This window comes from Actinomadura kijaniata (genome assembly GCF_014138665.1).
Classification (GTDB): Bacteria; Actinomycetota; Actinomycetes; order Streptosporangiales; family Streptosporangiaceae; genus Spirillospora; species Spirillospora kijaniata.
On record NZ_JACJIA010000001.1, the window covers coordinates 713,442 to 729,556 of the forward strand.

Annotated in this window: 21 protein-coding genes; 8 read left to right on the plus strand and 13 right to left on the minus strand. The window is 74.5% G+C overall.

Going from position 1 to position 16,115, the window contains the following annotated elements:
- Positions 1-36 precede the first annotated feature (36 nt).
- Positions 37-1,068, plus strand: coding sequence for an allantoicase (alc, locus tag HNR61_RS03385; protein WP_182841595.1), 1,032 nt, complete (start codon positions 37-39; stop codon positions 1,066-1,068).
- Here alc and HNR61_RS49020 read toward each other — a convergent pair.
- From HNR61_RS49020 to HNR61_RS03415, 7 genes are all read right to left on the minus strand, one after another.
- The gene (locus HNR61_RS49020) at positions 1,058-1,180 is read right to left on the minus strand and encodes a hypothetical protein (protein ID WP_281400291.1); all 123 of its coding nucleotides are present in this window, start codon (positions 1,178-1,180) and stop codon (positions 1,058-1,060) included. The genes alc and HNR61_RS49020 overlap by 11 nt on opposite strands.
- Before the next feature lie 86 nt (positions 1,181-1,266).
- On the minus strand, positions 1,267-2,316 hold the full coding sequence (locus HNR61_RS03390) for a Gfo/Idh/MocA family protein (RefSeq protein ID WP_182841596.1): 1,050 nt from the start codon (positions 2,314-2,316) through the stop codon (positions 1,267-1,269).
- On the minus strand, positions 2,313-3,458 hold the full coding sequence (locus HNR61_RS03395; RefSeq protein WP_182841597.1) for an NAD(P)/FAD-dependent oxidoreductase: 1,146 nt from the start codon (positions 3,456-3,458) through the stop codon (positions 2,313-2,315). The genes HNR61_RS03390 and HNR61_RS03395 overlap by 4 nt, the downstream gene beginning before the upstream one ends.
- A gap of 49 nt (positions 3,459-3,507) precedes the next feature.
- The gene (locus tag HNR61_RS03400) at positions 3,508-4,602 is read right to left on the minus strand and encodes a LacI family DNA-binding transcriptional regulator (protein ID WP_220508876.1); all 1,095 of its coding nucleotides are present in this window, start codon (positions 4,600-4,602) and stop codon (positions 3,508-3,510) included.
- Positions 4,602-5,360, minus strand: a complete 759-nt coding sequence (locus HNR61_RS03405; RefSeq protein WP_182841598.1) for an amino acid ABC transporter ATP-binding protein — start codon at positions 5,358-5,360, stop codon at positions 4,602-4,604. The genes HNR61_RS03400 and HNR61_RS03405 overlap by 1 nt, the downstream gene beginning before the upstream one ends.
- Positions 5,357-6,109 carry an amino acid ABC transporter permease gene (locus HNR61_RS03410; protein ID WP_182841599.1) on the minus strand — a complete coding sequence of 251 codons (753 nt, stop codon included), beginning with the start codon at positions 6,107-6,109 and terminating at the stop codon, positions 5,357-5,359. The genes HNR61_RS03405 and HNR61_RS03410 overlap by 4 nt, the downstream gene beginning before the upstream one ends.
- Positions 6,110-6,111: 2 nt before the next feature.
- Complete coding sequence (locus HNR61_RS03415) at positions 6,112-6,957, minus strand: substrate-binding periplasmic protein (RefSeq protein WP_182841600.1); 846 nt, start codon at positions 6,955-6,957, stop codon at positions 6,112-6,114.
- A 238-nt stretch (positions 6,958-7,195) separates the two neighbouring features.
- Here HNR61_RS03415 and HNR61_RS03420 point away from each other — a divergent pair, with 238 nt between their 5' ends.
- Together HNR61_RS03420 and crcB are read left to right on the plus strand one after the other, a co-directional pair.
- Positions 7,196-7,660: a fluoride efflux transporter FluC gene (locus HNR61_RS03420; RefSeq protein WP_182841601.1), complete on the plus strand. Its 465-nt coding sequence runs from the start codon at positions 7,196-7,198 to the stop codon at positions 7,658-7,660.
- The gene (gene crcB, locus HNR61_RS03425; RefSeq protein ID WP_312897750.1) at positions 7,657-8,022 is read left to right on the plus strand and encodes a fluoride efflux transporter CrcB; all 366 of its coding nucleotides are present in this window, start codon (positions 7,657-7,659) and stop codon (positions 8,020-8,022) included. The genes HNR61_RS03420 and crcB overlap by 4 nt, the downstream gene beginning before the upstream one ends.
- Here the strand turns inward: crcB and HNR61_RS03430 are convergent.
- A complete protein-coding gene (locus tag HNR61_RS03430; protein WP_182841602.1) occupies positions 8,019-9,134 on the minus strand; it encodes a CobW family GTP-binding protein in 1,116 nt (371 codons plus the stop codon). The two genes, crcB and HNR61_RS03430, sit on opposite strands and share 4 nt — an antisense overlap.
- 68 nt (positions 9,135-9,202) lie before the next feature.
- Here HNR61_RS03430 and rpmG point away from each other — a divergent pair, with 68 nt between their 5' ends.
- The 5 genes from rpmG to HNR61_RS03455 all read left to right on the plus strand — a co-directional run bounded on the left by rpmG (position 9,203) and on the right by HNR61_RS03455 (position 12,290).
- Positions 9,203-9,367: a 50S ribosomal protein L33 gene (gene rpmG / locus HNR61_RS03435; protein WP_067812386.1), complete on the plus strand. Its 165-nt coding sequence runs from the start codon at positions 9,203-9,205 to the stop codon at positions 9,365-9,367.
- Positions 9,367-9,603, plus strand: coding sequence for a 50S ribosomal protein L28 (rpmB, locus tag HNR61_RS03440; RefSeq protein WP_067812385.1), 237 nt, complete (start codon positions 9,367-9,369; stop codon positions 9,601-9,603). Before rpmG ends, rpmB begins: the two co-directional genes overlap by 1 nt.
- Positions 9,603-9,908 (plus strand): 30S ribosomal protein S14, encoded by a 306-nt coding sequence (rpsN, locus tag HNR61_RS03445; RefSeq protein ID WP_182841603.1) that lies wholly within the window; start codon positions 9,603-9,605, stop codon positions 9,906-9,908. The genes rpmB and rpsN overlap by 1 nt, the downstream gene beginning before the upstream one ends.
- Before the next feature lie 8 nt (positions 9,909-9,916).
- Positions 9,917-10,081 (plus strand): 50S ribosomal protein L32, encoded by a 165-nt coding sequence (gene rpmF, locus HNR61_RS03450; protein WP_182841604.1) that lies wholly within the window; start codon positions 9,917-9,919, stop codon positions 10,079-10,081.
- 79 nt (positions 10,082-10,160) lie between these two features.
- Entirely contained in the window at positions 10,161-12,290 is a 2,130-nt protein-coding gene (locus tag HNR61_RS03455) for a bifunctional serine/threonine-protein kinase/ABC transporter substrate-binding protein (RefSeq protein ID WP_182841605.1), read from the plus strand.
- Between the two features lie 70 nt (positions 12,291-12,360).
- Here the strand turns inward: HNR61_RS03455 and HNR61_RS03460 are convergent, their stop codons facing one another.
- The 5 genes from HNR61_RS03460 to HNR61_RS03480 form a co-directional block, all read right to left on the minus strand.
- Complete coding sequence (locus HNR61_RS03460) at positions 12,361-12,600, minus strand: DUF397 domain-containing protein (RefSeq protein ID WP_067826703.1); 240 nt, start codon at positions 12,598-12,600, stop codon at positions 12,361-12,363.
- An 89-nt stretch (positions 12,601-12,689) separates the two neighbouring features.
- Positions 12,690-13,142, minus strand: a complete 453-nt coding sequence (locus HNR61_RS03465) for a MaoC family dehydratase (protein ID WP_182841606.1) — start codon at positions 13,140-13,142, stop codon at positions 12,690-12,692.
- A gap of 75 nt (positions 13,143-13,217) precedes the next feature.
- Positions 13,218-13,643, minus strand: a complete 426-nt coding sequence (locus HNR61_RS03470) for a PaaI family thioesterase (RefSeq protein WP_182841607.1) — start codon at positions 13,641-13,643, stop codon at positions 13,218-13,220.
- Positions 13,644-13,752: 109 nt separating this feature from the next.
- On the minus strand, positions 13,753-15,192 hold the full coding sequence (locus tag HNR61_RS03475) for a S1 family peptidase (RefSeq protein ID WP_182841608.1): 1,440 nt from the start codon (positions 15,190-15,192) through the stop codon (positions 13,753-13,755).
- A gap of 217 nt (positions 15,193-15,409) precedes the next feature.
- A complete protein-coding gene (locus HNR61_RS03480; protein ID WP_182841609.1) occupies positions 15,410-16,039 on the minus strand; it encodes a TetR family transcriptional regulator in 630 nt (209 codons plus the stop codon).
- Positions 16,040-16,115: the final 76 nt, after the last annotated feature.

Below are 16,115 nucleotides of genomic sequence, written 5' to 3' on the forward strand. Positions count from 1 at the left end.
CCGCCGCCCCCAGCCCGACCCGAACAGGAGCATTTCGTGAGCGAGTTCCTCTCCCTTCCGGACCTGGCCGTCCGCACCCTCGGCGGCTCCGTGATCGCCGCCAGCGACGAGTCGTTCGAGGAGAAGGAGAACCTGATCAACCCGTGGGCCCCGGCGTTCCACCCGGAGACCTTCGGCCCGAAGGGACAGGAGTACGACGGCTGGGAGACCGCGCGCCGCCGCCCGGACGCCGGCGGCGAGCTGGGCCACGACTGGGCGATCGTGCGGCTGGGGCTGCCGGGGGTGGTCCGCGGCGTGGTGATCGACACGGCGTGGTTCAAGGGGAACTTCCCGCCGCACGCCTCGGTCGAGGCGTGCGCCGTCGAGGGTCACCCCTCGCCCGCCGAGCTGGCCGCCGCCGAGTGGGTGGAGATCGTTCCGAGGAGCCCGCTGGAGGGGGACCGGGCGCACCACTTCGAGGTGGCGGTCCGGCGGCGGTTCACGCACGTCCGGCTGAACATGTTCCCCGACGGCGGCATCGCCCGGCTGCGCGTCCACGGCGATGTCGTCCCGGACCCGCGCCTGCTCACCGGCCTCACCGTGGACCTGGCGGCGCTGGAGAACGGGGCGCGCGTCACCGCGTGCTCGAACATGTTCTACTCCTCGCCGGACAACATGCTCGCCCCCGGCGCCGCCCGCAACCAGGCCGAGGGCTGGGAGACCGCGCGCCGCCGCGACGCGGGCCACGACTGGGCGGTGGTCAGGCTGGCCGCGCCGGGCGTGATCAGGCTCGCCGAGTTCGACACCGTCAACCTGAAGTTCAACGCGCCCGCCGCCGTGGCGCTGTGGGGGGTCGACGAGCGCACGGCGGACCCCGACGACAAGGACGCGTGGGTGGAGCTGATGCCGCGCACCCGCGTCCAGCCGGACGGCCGCCACCGCTTCCGGCTGGAGGGGCTGCCGGAGGTCACCTCCGTGCGCGTGGACATCCACCCCGACGGCGGCCTGGCCCGCCTCCGCCTGCTCGGCGACCTCACCCCGGCCGGTGAGGAGGCCCTGTTCGCCCGCTGGGCCGAGCTCACCGCCTGACGGGGGGCCGCCGCCCGGAGCCGCCGTTCCCCTCGCCCGGGGGCGGCGGCTCCCTCCTCCCGTCGCGCAGCGCCCGCCACAGGGCCCGCGACAGCGCCCACATGTAGTTCACGGTTCCGTCCCCCCGACAGTGCTGATCATCTCCTGTATGAAGAGGACGCGCGGGAGGGGCATTCCGTTGCGAGGCCCGCTTTCTTCTCAGATCTCCCCGAGGTCCGCCGGGCGCGCCACCTCGCCGGTGACCGCGCTGCGCCGGGCGGCGTCCAGGACGGCGGCGGTCGCGACCGCGTCGCGCGGGTCGACCGGGACCGGACCGGCGCCGCGGACCGCCGCCGCGAACGCCGGATAGAAGGCGTCCCACGCGCCCCGCTCCGACGGAACGGTCTCGCCCTCGTCGCCGCGCGTCAGCCGTCCCCACCGCTCGGGCGGCTCGACGCCCCAGGCGTCGCCCTCCGACGCCGGGGACGCGCCGCCGACCAGCAGCGCCTCCTGCCCGTCCACGCCGTCGACCACATAGGCCCCGGCGGTGCCGCCGACGCGGAACCGCGGCCCCGGCGCGCCCTGCCGCCAGCTTCCCCACAGGCGCGACCGGACGCCGCCGCGATGGGTGAGCGCCACGAACACGTCGTCGTCCAGGCCGCCGTCCGGGCCGTCGCGGTGGTGCGCCTCGGCGTACACCCGCTCGACCGGCCCGCACAGCACCAGGGCCTGGTCGACCAGGTGGCTGCCGAAGTCCAGCAGCGTGCCGCCCCCGGCGGCGGGCGGGCCGGGCTCGGGCGCGAACCGCTCGAACCGCGACTCCAGCAGCGTCAGCGCGCCCAGCGCGCCGGAGCCGACCAGGCGCCGCGCCGTCAGGAAGTCGGAGTCCCAGCGCCGGTTCTGGTAGACGGTCAGCGGCACCCCGAGGCGTTCGGCCAGCTCGACGGTCTCGCGCGCGCCGTCCGCGTCGAGGGTGAACGGCTTGTCGCACACCACCGCCAGACCGAGCCGCAGCGCCCGCCGGGTCAGCGGCAGGTGCGTGTCCGCGGGCGTGGAGATCGCGACGGCCTCGGCCCCGGCGGCGGCCAGGTCCTCCAGCGAGTCGAACGCCGGCAGGTCCCACCGGCCGGCGACCTGGCGGCGGCGTTCGGGGGAGGTGGTCACCACGCCCACGAACGCGCACCCGGGCGCCGAGGCGAGCAGCGGCGCGTGGAAGTGGCGGCCGCCGAAGCCGTAGCCGACCAGGCCGATGCGCACCGGCGCGGTCACCGGGCCTGCCCGCGCGCGAAGCGGCCGGGCCGGAACGCCGACAGCAGCGGCCCGCGCCCGCCGGTGACGATCTCCTCGGCCAGCAGCTCACCGGCGATCAGCCCGAGCGTGGCGCCGCTGTGGGTGAACGCCACGAACAGCCCGCGCACCCCGTCGAGCTCGCCGAGGACCGGCTCGCCGTCGCCGGGGATCGGCTTGGGGCCGACGCCGTAGGAGTCCAGCACGAGATCGGGGTGGCCCGCCAGCACCGCCGACGCCTCGCGCAGCAGCCCCTCGACCGTGTCGGCCTTCACCTCGTAGCCGCCCCCGTCGTGGACGACCACCTCCCCGGCGGCGGCGTCGGAGTCCATGACCAGCGCGCCGTCCGGCGCGGGGCGCAGCGCCACGCGCGGGGTGTTGAGCACGGCCCGCAGCGCGGTCCCGGCGGGCCGGGCGCGCACGAGCAGCGCCAGCGGGGTCGCGTCGGCGATCCGGGCGCCGAACCGCGCGGCCATGTGCGGGACGGCGGCGCCCGTGGCCAGCAGGACCGCGTCGGCCCCGATCCGCTCGCCCGCGCCGGTGCGCACGGCGACGGCGCGGCCGTTCTCCACGACCGGCTCGGCGGGCCCGGCGCCCTCGACGATCCGGCCGCCGGCGGCGGCCAGGTCGTCGGCGAGCCACCGCACCAGCGGCGCGAGCTCCACCCAGCCCTCACCCGGGTTGAAGATCGCGCCCTCGTCGGGGATCGCGCCGGGGTCCACGCCGGGCGTCCAGGCGGCGACCTCCTCGCGGCTCAGCCAGTGCGCGTCGTAGCCGTTGCGCCGCATGTGGGCCAGCGCCTCGCGGTGCCCGGCGGCCTCGCCGGGCGCCGCCCAGGTGAGGCCGCCGTCGAAACGCAGGTAGGCGGACGAGCCGGGCACCCGGGCGGCGAACGTGCGATAGCGGTCGACGCCCAGCAGCCGCAGGTGGTGGTACTCCCGCGAGCGCGCGCCGCCGAAGGAGTTCAGCCACGCCAGCGAACGGCCCGTCGCCTGGTCGGCGAGGGAGCCCTCGGTGACCAGCACGACGTCGGCGCCGCGCCGGGCCAGCTCCCGGGCGGTGGACACGCCGATGACGCCGCCGCCCACCACGGCGACGCGGGGACGGGAAGGGGAAACGGACATGAGGAAACACCTCTCGTAAGAAGGTCGAGGAAGAAGGCGCTCGGGCGCGTCAGAGTTCGGCGGTGCTGGAGCGGACGACGAGCCGCGTCGGCAGGACGATCCGCTCGCGGGGCGCGTCGTCGCCCTTGATCCGGCGGAACAGCCGCTCGGCGGCGGCGCGGCCCATGTCGATCGGCGACTGGGCCACCACCGTGACCGGCGGGTCGACCAGCGAGGTCCAGTCCAGGTCGTCGAAGCCGACCAGCGACAGGTCCCCCGGCACGGCCCGTCCGCACCGGCGGGCCGCGGTGTACAGGCCCTGGGTGGTGACGTTCTCGGCGGCGAACACCGCGGTCGGCGGGTCGGGCAGCGACAGCAGCGCCACCGCCTCCCGCTCGGCCGTCGTGACGTCCAGGAACGGGCCGAAGCGCACCAGCTCCCGGTCCGCGGTCACCGCGCGCTCGTCCAGCGCGGCCAGGAACCCGCGGATACGGTCGACCGAGGGACGCGCCGCGCCCCGCACGCCGAGCCCCGCGCCGCCCGGCGCGGCCACCAGCTCCGGCCCCTCGGCGGGGTCGATCGACGCCAGCAGCCCGATCCGGCGGTGCCCGCGGTCCAGCAGGTGCGCGGTCGCGCCGCGCGCCGCGGCCACGTTGTCTATCACGACGCTGTCGGCGTCCACGAGCGGGCTGGTGCGGTCGAGCAGCACGACCGGGACGCCGCGTTCCTGCGCGCGCCGCAGGTGCCCCACGTCGGTGACCGAGGTGGGCGACACCACGATCCCGTCGATCTGCTTGTCCAGCAGCACCTGGACGGCGTTGCGCTCGACGTCGAGCCGGTCGTCGACGTTGAACAGGATCGCCTCGTACCCCTCCGCCCGCGCCACGTCGCACACGCCGCGCATCGCGGCGGCGAAGTAGGGGTTGGCGATGTCGGCGCCGATGAAGCCGATGCTGCGCGTCCCGCCCGAGCGCATGCTGCGCGCGATGGCGTTCGGCGAGTAGCCCAGCCGGTCGGCGGCCTCGCGGATGCGGGCGCGCAGGTCCTCGCGGACGCGGCCGTACCCGCCGAGCGCGCGCCCGGCCGTGGCCACCGACACCCCGGCCTCGCGGGCGACGTCGGCCACGGTGGGACGGCTCCCCCGGGGACCGGTGCCGGCGCCCATCACAGCACCTGCGACAGGAACTTCGCCAGCCGCGGCGACGCGGGGGCCTCGAAGATCTGCTCGGGCGGGCCCGCCTCGACGACCACCCCGGCGTCCATGAACACCACCGTGTCGGCGACCCGCCGCGCGAAGCCCATCTCGTGCGTCACAACGATCATTGTCATGCCTCCGCGGGCCAGTTCGGCCATCAACTCCAGCACGCCCTTGACGAGCTCGGGGTCGAGGGCGCTGGTGACCTCGTCGAGCAGCATCACCTCCGGCTCCATCGCCAGCGCCCGCGCGATCGCGACGCGCTGCTGCTGGCCGCCCGAAAGCTGCGCGGGCCGGTGCCCGGCGCGGTCGGCCAGTCCGACGTCGCCAAGGCGGCGCAGCGCGACCTCGGCGGCCCGCTCCCGGGGCATCCTCTTGACGTGGGTGAGCGCGAGCGCGACGTTCTGCAGCGCGGTCTTGTTGGGGAACAGGTTGAAGTGCTGGAACACCATGCCGACGCGCTGCCGCAGCACGTTGACGTCGAGGTCGGCGGTGTCGCGCCCGTCCAGCAGCACCGTGCCGGAGGTGCGGGTCTCCATGCCGTTCAGGCAGCGCAGCAGCGTCGACTTGCCCGACCCGGACGGGCCGATCACGCACACCACCTCGCCGGCGGCCGCGTCCAGGCCGGCGCCGCGCAGCACCTCCACCGGCCCGAACCGCATGCGGATGTCGCGGGCCCGCAGCGACGCGCCCCGGTAGCGCTGCCCGTCCGCCTTCGCGGTCGTCATGCGGGCGCTCCTTCCGTGGCCGTGGCGACCGGCCGGTCGTCGGCGGCCGGGGCGGGGCGGGAGCCCTCGCGCATCCGCCGGTCGATGTGGTTCACCAGATGGGTCAGCGGGACGGTGAGGATCAGGTAGCACAGGCCCGTGGCCAGCAGCGGCGACAGGTTGCCCGACGCCACCGCCTCGTCCTGGCCGATGCGGAACAGCTCGCGCTGGCTGGTCACCAGGCCGAGGAAGTACACCAGGCTGGAGTCCTTGATGATGGCGATGAACTGGTTGACCAGCGCGGGCAGCACCCGCCGGACGCCCTGCGGCACCACGACCAGGCGCAGCGACTGGGCGTGGGTGAGGCCCAGCGCGCGGCACGCCTCGCCCTGCCCCCTGTCGACGCTCTGGATGCCGGACCGGAAGATCTCGCCGATGTAGGCGCCCGACATCAGGCTGAGCGCCAGGACGGCCACCGGGTACGGCGAGGCCAGCCAGCCCACCTGCGCCGAGAACACGCCCTCGCCGACCATCAGGATCGTCAGCGCGGCGGGCAGCCCCCGGAACAGGTCGATGTAGACGCGGGCGGGCAGCCGCGCCCACCGGCGCCGCGACAGCCCCATGATCGCCAGCACCATGCCGATCACGCTGCCCAGCAGCGCCGAGGCCACCGCCAGCATCAGGGTGTTGGCCAGCCCGTAGGTGAGCAGGTCCGGCAGCACCTGCCGGATCAGCTCCCAGTCGAAGAAGTTGTGAAGCAGGTCGTTCACGGCTACGCCTTGGCGGTGTAGGGCGGGAGCTGGTCCGCGCCGGGCACCGGGCTCTCGGGGAAGTACTTCTTGTACAGCCGCAGCCAGGTGCCGTCGGCGACGACCTGCTTGAGCGCCCCGTTGAGCTTGCCGACCAGCACCGAGTTGCCCTTGCGCACGCCCCAGCCCGCCGGGTGGTCGGTGGAGGGGACGGTGAACGGCTGCGACAGGCGCAGGCCGGGGTACTTTTTGGCGATCGCCAGGTTGGGCTCGAAGTCGTTGAAGAACCCGTCGACCCGCCGGTTCTTGAGCGCCAGGTCGGCCGAGTTGCTGTCGGGGAACCGCACGATCTCGGCGCCGGGGACGAACTTCCCGGCGTTGGCGTCCTGGATCGAGCCCTGGAGCACCGCGATGCGCTTGCCGCGCACGGAGGCGGCGTCGGAGGTGATCCCGCTGCCCGGGGCGGCCAGCACGCCGAGGTAGCCGGCGAGGTAGCCGTCGGAGAAGTCCACCACCTTCCGGCGCTGCGGGGTGATCCCGACGGCGGCGCTGACCACGTCGAACTGCCGGTTGTTGACCGCCGGGAGCAGCGCCGAGAAGTCCAGGGCCACATAGGAGGTGCGCAGCCCGATCCTCTGGGCGGCCGCGTCCATCAGCTCGATCTCGAACCCGGTGAGCTTGCCGTTCTCGGCGTAGGCGTAGGGGCGGACGTTGTTGGTCGTGCCCACCTTGAGCACGCCCGCCTTGGCCACGCCCTCGGCCTGGCCGCCGCCCGCGCCCGCCTCGGCGCCCGAGCCGCACCCTGCCGCCGACGCCGCCGCCAGAGCGATCGCCAGGAGCGCCGTACGCCTCGTGGGGACCTTTCGCATCTCTTTCTCCAATGTGTGCGCAAGCGCTGGACGGCAGGCGTCCACGGCGCACCGGTCAGTGCGGATGGGGGGATCGAAGCCGCTGGTCGGACCGTGTGAGAACGTTCTCTCGCTGCGAGTGAGAGAACGTTCTCACGGGCGATTGGCGCCGTCAAGACCAAAGAAAGGGCGCCCGCGGAGCGGCCCCGGACCGACCAAGGGGCCGGAGATCCGGCGTCGGCCTGGTAGGAACATCGGTATGCCCGACAGCACGGACCGGCCCGTCGACCCCGACGTGGACCTGCGCGTTCCGGAGCAGCGCGCGGAACTGCGCCGCCATCCCCGGACGACCGTGGCGGCGGTGTCGGCGGGCGGCGCGCTGGGGGCGCTGGCCCGGTACGGCGTCGGCGCGGCGTTCCCGCACGCCCCCGGCGCGTTCGCCTGGGCCACGCTGGGGATCAACACCGTCGGCTGCCTGCTGATCGGCGTGCTGATGGTGCTGGTCACGGAGGTGCGCCGCCCGCACCACCTGGTCCGGCCGTTCCTGGGGACGGGCGTGCTGGGAGGGTTCACGACGTTCTCGACCTACACGGTCGACGCCCACCAGGCGGTCCGGCACGGGGCCCCGCACCTCGCCCTGGCCTACCTGGCGGCGACGCTGGCCTGCGCGCTGGCGGCGGTGCTGGCGGGCGTCCGCGCGACCCGGTGGGCGGCGCGCCGGTGAGCGTCCCCGCGGCCCTGCTGGTGGCGGCGGGCGCGGCGGTCGGCGCGCCGCTCCGCTACCTGGCCGACCGGGCGGTCCAGGCCCGCCACGCCACGCCGTTCCCCTGGGGCACCCTCGCCGTGAACGTCACCGGCTCGGCGATCCTCGGCTTCCTGACGGCCCTCCCGGCGGGCCCCGGCGCGATGGCGCTGCTCGGGACGGGCTTCTGCGGCGCGCTGACGACGTACTCGACGTTCGGCTACGAGACGCTGCGCCTGTTCGAGGAGCGGGCCCGCGCCCAGGCGGTGGCGAACGCGGCGGTCTCGGTGACGGCGGGCCTAGGCGCGGCCTGGCTCGGCATGGTGTCCGCCGGGGCGCTCTAGGCGGGACCCGGCAGGAACGGGGCGAACGGGTCCTCCACGTTCTCCGGCGACTCGTCCGGGGCCAGCAGGCAGCCGTCCAGGAGGGCGTGGACCCGGTCGCGGTCCAGGTCGGGGGCCGTGAACGTCAGGTGCTGGACGCGGTCGCCGTGGTCGGCGGTCCAGTCCAGGGCGGCGGCCGCCCGGCGGATCGGCGGGACCATCTCCCAGGCCGCCTCCGGGAGGGACGCCAGCCACGGGCCCACGTCCTCCACCGTGACCACCCCGGCCGTCGCGTCCCAGGCCAGCATCCGGTCGGGGCGGTTGGCCAGCCAGAAGCGGCCCCGGCTGCGGACCGACTCGGAGGCCAGGGCGTCCATCGCGTCGAAGAAGCGCGCCGGGTGCAGGGGCGCGGTGCGCCGCCACACGACGGTGGTCACCTCGCCGGTCGCCGCCTCCTGGGGGAGGCGGGCGGTGGCGGGGTCCACGCGGGCGGCCAGCTCGCGCGGGTGCAGGGCGGGGCCGGTGACCGGCGGCGGCGGGTCGTCCGGGAGGTGCTGCGGGGTCGTCGGGGCCAGGTGGGACAGCAGCTCGCGGCACAGGTCGAGGTCGTCGTCGGGGCCGGGGTCGGGGACGGCCAGGGCGGTGGCGTACTCGATCTGGCGGGTCAGGACCTCGGCCACGCAGCGCTCGTCGCCGGCCGTGCCGATCCGGCCCGACCCGGTCAGGGTCTCGCCCCGGCACACGTCCACCGGGGTCAGCCGCGTGTCCACGGCGGTGACCACCGCGGTCAGGCGCAGCGTCCCGGCGTGCTCCAGGAACTCCGCGACCGCGCGGGGCTCCACCGAGTCCCACAGGTCCGCGACCAGCAACCGGGAGGTGTCGGCGAGGCGGACCAGCTCCGGCAGCAGGTCCTCGCGGACGGTGCAGGTCACGCAGGGGTGTTCGAGGCGGATCACGGTGCGGTCGCGCAGGCCCCAGGCGTCCCGCACGGTGCGGACCACGCGGCCGTCCGCGATGGCCCGCAGGTCGTGGTGGACCGCCACCGCGCCGGGGTGGGCGGCCAGCAGCCGGTCGACGACGGCGGTCCGGGCGGACGCGTGCAGCCCGGCCACCAGCGCCACGGGAACGGACATGGACCCTCCCTTGTTGGAAATGAAAACCGTTTTCACTATAGTGTCGTCCCGGCCGAAAGGAGAAACCCATGGCTCGCAACGAGCTGCGTCCGGTGATCAAGCTGCGGTCCACCGCGGGCACCGGGCACACCTACGTGACCCGCAAGAACCGCCGCAACGACCCCGACCGCCTGACCCTGCGCAAGTACGACCCCGTGGCGCGCAGGCACGTCCTGTACCGGGAGGAGCGCTGATGGCGCGGCGCTGCCAGCTCACCGGGGCCGGGCCCGCGTTCGGCAAGCGGGTCTCGCACTCGCACCGGCGCACCTCCCGCAGGTTCGACCCCAACCTCCAGACCAAGCGGTACTGGCTGCCCTCCGAGGGCCGGTACGTGCGGCTGCGGCTGTCGGTCCGGGCGATCCGGACCGTGGACAGGATCGGGATCGAGGCCGCCGTGGCGCGGATCCGGGCGCGGGGGGAGAAGGTCTGATGGCCAAGAAGAGCAAGATCGCGGCCAACGAGCGCCGCCGCGCCGTCGTGGACCGCTACGCCGCGCGCCGGGCCGAGCTCAAACGCATCATCCGCTCCCCGCGCACCGACCCCGCGATCCGGGCCGCCGCCGTCCGGGAGCTGGCCGGGCAGCCCCGCGACGCCAGCCCCACCCGCGTCCGCAACCGCGACGCCGTGGACGGGCGCCCCCGCGGCCACCTGCGGAAGTTCGGGCTGTCGCGGGTCCGGTTCCGCGAGCTGGCCCACCGGGGCGAGCTGCCCGGCGTCACCAAGTCGAGCTGGTAGGAGAGACCATGGCCGTGCCCAAACGCAAGAAGTCCCGCAGCAACACCCGGCATCGCCGGGCTCAGTGGAAGGCCGCCGCGCCCGACCTGGTGACCATCGTGGTGAACGGCGTGGAGGTCCGCGTCCCGCGGAAGTACGCGCGGGCCTACCGGCGAGGGCTGATCGGAACCTGAGAACCGACCGGCCCTCCGGTGGCGTCCCACAGGGGGAACAGGGAAGATCGTCCCGTCCCCCTCTCCCCCCGGAGGACCGATGCCCGAGCCGCTGTCACCTGACGATCCCACCCGCGTCGGCGGGTACGAGCTGACCGGACGGCTCGGCGACGGCGGGCAGGGCTCGGTCTACCTGGGCCGGGACGCCGCCGGGCGGACCGTGGCCGTCAAGCTGCTGCACGCCCGGCTCGGCCGGGACCCGGCGGCGCGGGCCCGGTTCGTACGGGAGCTGGAGGTCGCCGAACGGGTCTCCGGGTTCTGCACCGCGCGGGTCCTGGACGCCGACATCGACGGCGACCGGCCCTACATCGTCAGCGAGTTCGTGGACGGCCCCTCGCTGGCCGACCTGGTGCGGCGGGACGGCCCGCTGGACGCGGCGGCGCTGACCCGGCTCGCGATCGGCACCGCGACCGCGCTGGCCGCCATCCACCGCGCCGGGATCGTGCACCGCGACTTCAAGCCGCCGAACGTGCTGGTCGGCCCCGGCGGCCCGCGCGTGATCGACTTCGGGATCGCGCGGGCGCTGGACTCCGAGGCCATCACCGTCACCAGCCAGGTCGTGGGGACGCCCGCGTTCATGGCCCCCGAGCAGATCGCGGGCGGGCGGGTCGGCCCGGCCGCCGACGTGTTCGCCTGGGGCGGGACGATGCTGTTCGCGGCGACCGGGCGGCTGCCGTTCGGCGGCGGCTCCATCCCGGCCGTGATGCACGCCGTGCTGCACGCCGAGGCCGACCTGAACGCGCCGCCCGGCCCGCTGGCCGAGATCGTCGGCGCGTGCCTGGCCAAGGACCCGGCCCGCCGCCCCTCCAGCGCGGAGGTGCTGACCCGGCTGCTGGGCGCCGTCGGCGCCCAGGACCCCGGCGACCCGCAGGACGGCGACCCGCTGGAACGCGGCGCGACCCTCGTCTACTCGCCCCCCGCCGACCTGGCGTTCGCGCCGTCCACGCGGCCCACGCCGTCCACGCGGCCGCCGCGCCGCCGCACGCGCGCGGTGGCGCTGTCGGCGCTGGCCGCCGCGCTGGTGACCGCGCTGCCGCCGACGCTGTGGGCCCTGCGCGACACCGGGGGCGAGGGACCGGGCGGCGGGACCGCCAAGACCGTGCGGGTGGCGTTCATCGGCCCGCTGTCGAAGGGCGTGACCGACCTGTCCCCGCTCGGAACGGCCATGCGGGACGGGGCGAAGGCCGCCGTCCAGGCGCACAATCGCAGGAATCCATCGATCAAGGCCGAACTGGTCGAGTACGACACCAAGGGCGACGCGGCGCTCGCGGAGGCGGCGGCGCGGCAGGCGGTGGAGCGGAAGGTGGTCGCCGTGATCGGCCCCTCCCTCTCCGAGGAGAGCCGCAGGGCCGTCCCCGTGCTGGAGCGGGCCGGGATCCCGAGCGTCTCACCCGCCGCCGCGAACGCGACCCTCGTCGAGCAGGGCTGGAGGACCTGGCACGCCGTCGTCCCGGACGTCAAGGTCGCGGCCACCGCCCTCGCCGACCTCGCCGTCACGAAGGGCGGGGCGAAGAAGGTCGTCGTGGTGGAGGACGAGACGCACGACGCCATGATCATCGCGAACCACGCCGTCGCCAAGCTGAGCCTGGCCGGGGCGAAACCGACGCGCGTGCGGACCCGGTCGCGGAGCGACCACGCCGACGCCGTCAAGAAGATCAAGGAGTCCGGGGCCGACGCCGTCGTCTACGGCGGCTTCTACCCCGCCGCCGCCCCACTGGTGAAGCGGGCCCGCGCCGCCAGGGTCACCGCCCGGTTCTACCTGTCGGACGGGGCACTGGACGAGGAGTTCGTCCGGGCCGCCGGGACACGGGAGGCCGAGGGCACGGTCTTCACCTGCTCCTGCCTGATCCCCGGCCCGAAGGCCCCCGCCGACCAGAGGTACGCCCGCTTCCGCGACGCCTTCCGCGCCGTCCACGGGACCGAGCCGCGCCCCTACGCCGCCGAGGGCCACGACGCCGCCGGGGCCCTGCTGGCGACCCTCGCCCCCCGCAGGGACGATCCCCGGGCGATCAACGAGGCGCTCCGGACCGTCGACTACACCGGCGGCGTCGCCCCCCGCGTCCGCTTCAACGACAAGGGCGAGATCATCGACGGCGTCGCCCACGCGTACCAGGTCCACAACGGCGTGATCACCCTGCTCGGCGACGCCGGTAAAGCCTCGATCAACTAGCCCCGGAACGGCGAAGGGCCACGTCCGCCGGGCCGTCGTCCGGTGACCGGACGGCGGCCCGCCGGGAAGGTCACACCTGGGCCGGAGGCTCGTCCTCCAGCAGGTCGTCGAACTCACCGTCCTTCACCCCGGCGACGAACGCGTCCCACTCGGCCTCGGTGAAGTACAGCCTGGGACCGTCGTCGTCCTTGGCCGAGCGCATGACGACGGCGCGCTCGCCGAACTCCTTGTGGTTCACCGGGACGTCCTTGCCGTCGATGAACTCGATGATGACGCCGTCAGTGATGATCGGTTCCGGCTGGTCGGTCACTCGCCCACCCTCTTCGTCCGCGACTGGTCGCCCCCAGCGTAATGCCGCGGGTGCGCTACGCCACGCCGGATCGCCGCCGGGGCGGCCGTTCAGGCGACGTACAGCGACAGCGTGTCGGCGACGCAGGCGGGACGCCGCTCGCCCTCGACCTCGACGGTGACGCGGACCGTGGACAGCTTCCCGGCCGGGGAGTTCTTCAGGTCCAGCAGCTCGGCCCCGCCGCGCACCCGCGCCCCGGTCCGGACGGGGGAGGGGAAGCGGACCCGGTTGAGGCCGACGTTGACGCCCATCGTCAGGCCGTCGATGTGGAAGATCTCCGGCATGAAGGCGCTGACCAGCGAGAGCGTGAGGTAGCCGTGGGCGATCGTGCCCCCGAACGGCCCGGCGGCGGCGCGTTCGGGGTCCACGTGGATCCACTGGTGGTCATCGGTCGCGTCGGCGAAGGTGTCGACCCGCCGCTGGGTCACCTCCCGCCAGGGGCTGTACCCGAGGTGCTCCCCCCTGGCCGCGGCGAACTCGTCCAGATCCGCGAAACGTCTCATGCCTACGACCCTCCCGGCCCGGTCACCGCCCGGACAATGGCGGACCGGTACAAGATCCACCACGGGAACCCTGTGTCAGCGGGCGAGTGACTGGATCTTGGCGGTCGCGGTGGCGGTGGCCAGCAGGGCCCCGTCGGTGTCGCTGAGGGTGCCGGACAGGAAGCAGATGTCCCGGCCGCGCTTGACCACCTCGCCGTGGCCCAGCAGGCGGCCGGGACGGGCCGGGCGCAGGAACTGGACCTGGAGGTTCAGCGTGGGGGCGAACTGGCCCGGCGGCAACGTGGCGACCAGGGCGGGCCCCAGGGTGTCGTCCAGCATCGCGGCCAGGAAACCGCCCTGGACCACCCCCGCCGGGTTGAGGAAGCGCTCACCCGCCTCGAAGGCCACGTCGATGGTGCCCGCGTCGGGGTCCACATGGACGAGCTCCCACCCCAGGGTGACGGCGGCCGGGGGCGGCGGCACCCGCCCGTGCTGAACGTCCCAGAAGGCTCCTTCACGCATGCCGGACAGTGAACCACGCCCCACCGACAAAGATGGGATCCCCGGCCGCTTGACCTGGGAGCGCGGCCGGGGATCCCTGGCGGGGGGCGGTTGGTCTGTCAGGGGCCCGTCACGGCTTGGTGTAGCCCGCCGTGTAGGAGCCGTTGCCGCTGTAGGCGTGGATGCGCAGGCGGTAGGTGCCCGCCGTGCCGTTGTAGCTGACCTTCTCGTCCGGGCCGGGGCTGGTGGACTGCGCGACCGTGGACCAGGTGCCGCTGCTGGACTGCTTCTGCAGGTACAGGTCGAAGTCCACGCCGTCCGGGCCGTCGACGCACGCGGTGTGCGCGCCGGAGACCGAGGAGGTGTAGCCGCCGCTCGGCTGGTACTGGTTGGCGCCGCTGGTCAGGGAGCCGGTGACCTTGGTGGCGGAGGAGTCGCAGTAGCCGGGCTGCGGGCCGGGCCCGCCGCTGCCGGTGACCAGCTGGCGGCCCTCGGGGCGGATGATGTCCAGGATCTCGGTGACCGGCTGGAAGTAGGTGGAGTCGCCGCTGCCCTGGCCGTCGCGGCAGGTGCCCGACCCGCCGGAGGTGATGCCCTGCGCCTGGCCGCCGGTCTGGGTGATCAGCGCGCCGCCCGAGTCGCCGGGGTCGGCGCAGATGTTGGTGCGGATCAGGCCCGTGACGGTGCCCTCGGCGTAGTTGACGGTGGCGTTGAGCTGCTGGATCGTGCCGCACCACAGCCGGGTGTTGGTGGTGGAGCCCGAACGGCACACCGCCGTGCCCACCGGCGCGGGCGTCGCGCCCTGCACCGTCTCGTAGGTGCCGTCCCAGCGGGTCACCTTGGCGGTGGGGGTCCACTGGCTGTTGGTGTCGACCACGGCGTAGTCGTTGCCGGGGAACGACGACCGGCTGAACCGTCCCTGCGCCACCTGGTTGGCGCCGCTGGTGGTCTCGCCGACGTTCCCGCAGTGCCCCGCGGTGACGTAGCCGCCGGTGACCGAGAACGCGATCGAGCAGCCGGCCGACGGGGTCCAGTAGCGCTCGCCGCCGATCAGGTCGTACAGCGGGCGGGGCCGCTCACTGGACCTCTCGATCCGGACGGCGTCGGCGTCCACGCCGCTGGCCTTCACGAACGCGCGGGCGTCGGCGGTGGAGCGCGCCTGCACGACCACCGTGTTGGTGTCGGTGTCCACGTACCACGCGGTGACCGACTTGGCCGCCTTGCCGGAGTTCTTGTTCAGGATGCCCTGGACGGAGGCGAGGGTCCGTTCGGTGCGCTCGACCACCCTGGGCTCCGCGCCGGCGGCGCGGATCTCGGCGGTCTCGGCGGCGTCGGTCGTCGCCACGACGACCTTGCCCTTGGTGACGTAGGCCCCGGCGAACGTGCCGCCGAGCTTCAGCCGGAGGTCCTTCTGGATGCGGGTGGCCCGGTCGTCCGGTTGTGCCGGCGCGGTCGGGGCCTGCGCGCGGGCCGGGGCCGCGGTGGCGGCGGGGCTCGCGTGCGCCGGGAGCGCCGACGCGGCGACCAGCGCGGCCGCGGCGGCTCCCAGCAGCAGGGGGGTGCGGGGCATGTGACTCTCCTGTGCCGTGGTGGGGGAGGGGAGAGGGACTGTCGTCCTGCGCCAGGAATGTACGAGCGGCGTCGGGCCACCACAATGCATCGGTTTGTGGCTGTTTTTCAGAGTTGATTGCGTCTGCGTCGAAGGGACGCGCGAACGCGGCGATCCGGGCCGGCGACGACGCCGCGCTCCACGGCTGCGCGGCGCCGGCCGGAACGGGGAGCCGGGGTCAGAAGTCGTGCAGCAGCCGCGCCGCCACCGTCTCCAGGCGGGCCTGCGCCTGGTCGGCGGTGGCGTGGCCGCGCAGCATCTCGATCATCTCCATGGTCCAGACGCTGGACAGCGCCTTGGCCACCACCCGGCGGGGGTCCCCGTCGGGCACGTCGGCGTCGGGGCCCACGGCGGCGCGCAGCAGCAGGCCCGTCATGCGGTCGCCGAACTCGGTCTTGACGTCCGACAGCAGCAGCGAGCGGATCAGCGCCGACGCCAGCTCCGGTTCGCGCATCAGCCCGCGGGTGGCGCGCATCAGCACCGCCACGGCGCGCCGCGGCGGGGTGTCGGCGCTCGGCGGGCGGCGTTCGATGCTGCCCTCCAGCAGGTCCAGCTCCTCGCTGACCACCGCGACGATGAGGTCTTCCTTGGACGGGAAGTAGCGGTACAGGGTGCCGAGGGCCACGTCGGCGCGCTCGGCGACCTTGCGCATCTGCATCTCCTCGATCCCGCCGCGCGACACCAGCGCGGCGGCGACCTGCAGGATGCGCTTGCGGCGCTGGTGCTGGCTGCGGGAACGCGCGCCCTGCGGCGCCGCGTTCTCGGCGCTGGACGGCTGGTCTCGGGTCACGGTCGGCTCTGCGCTCACGGGCCTAGCCTACAGCCCTGACAGGAACGTGTTATCTGAACGAGACTCCACGCCGTGTCGACCGTGGATCGACAGG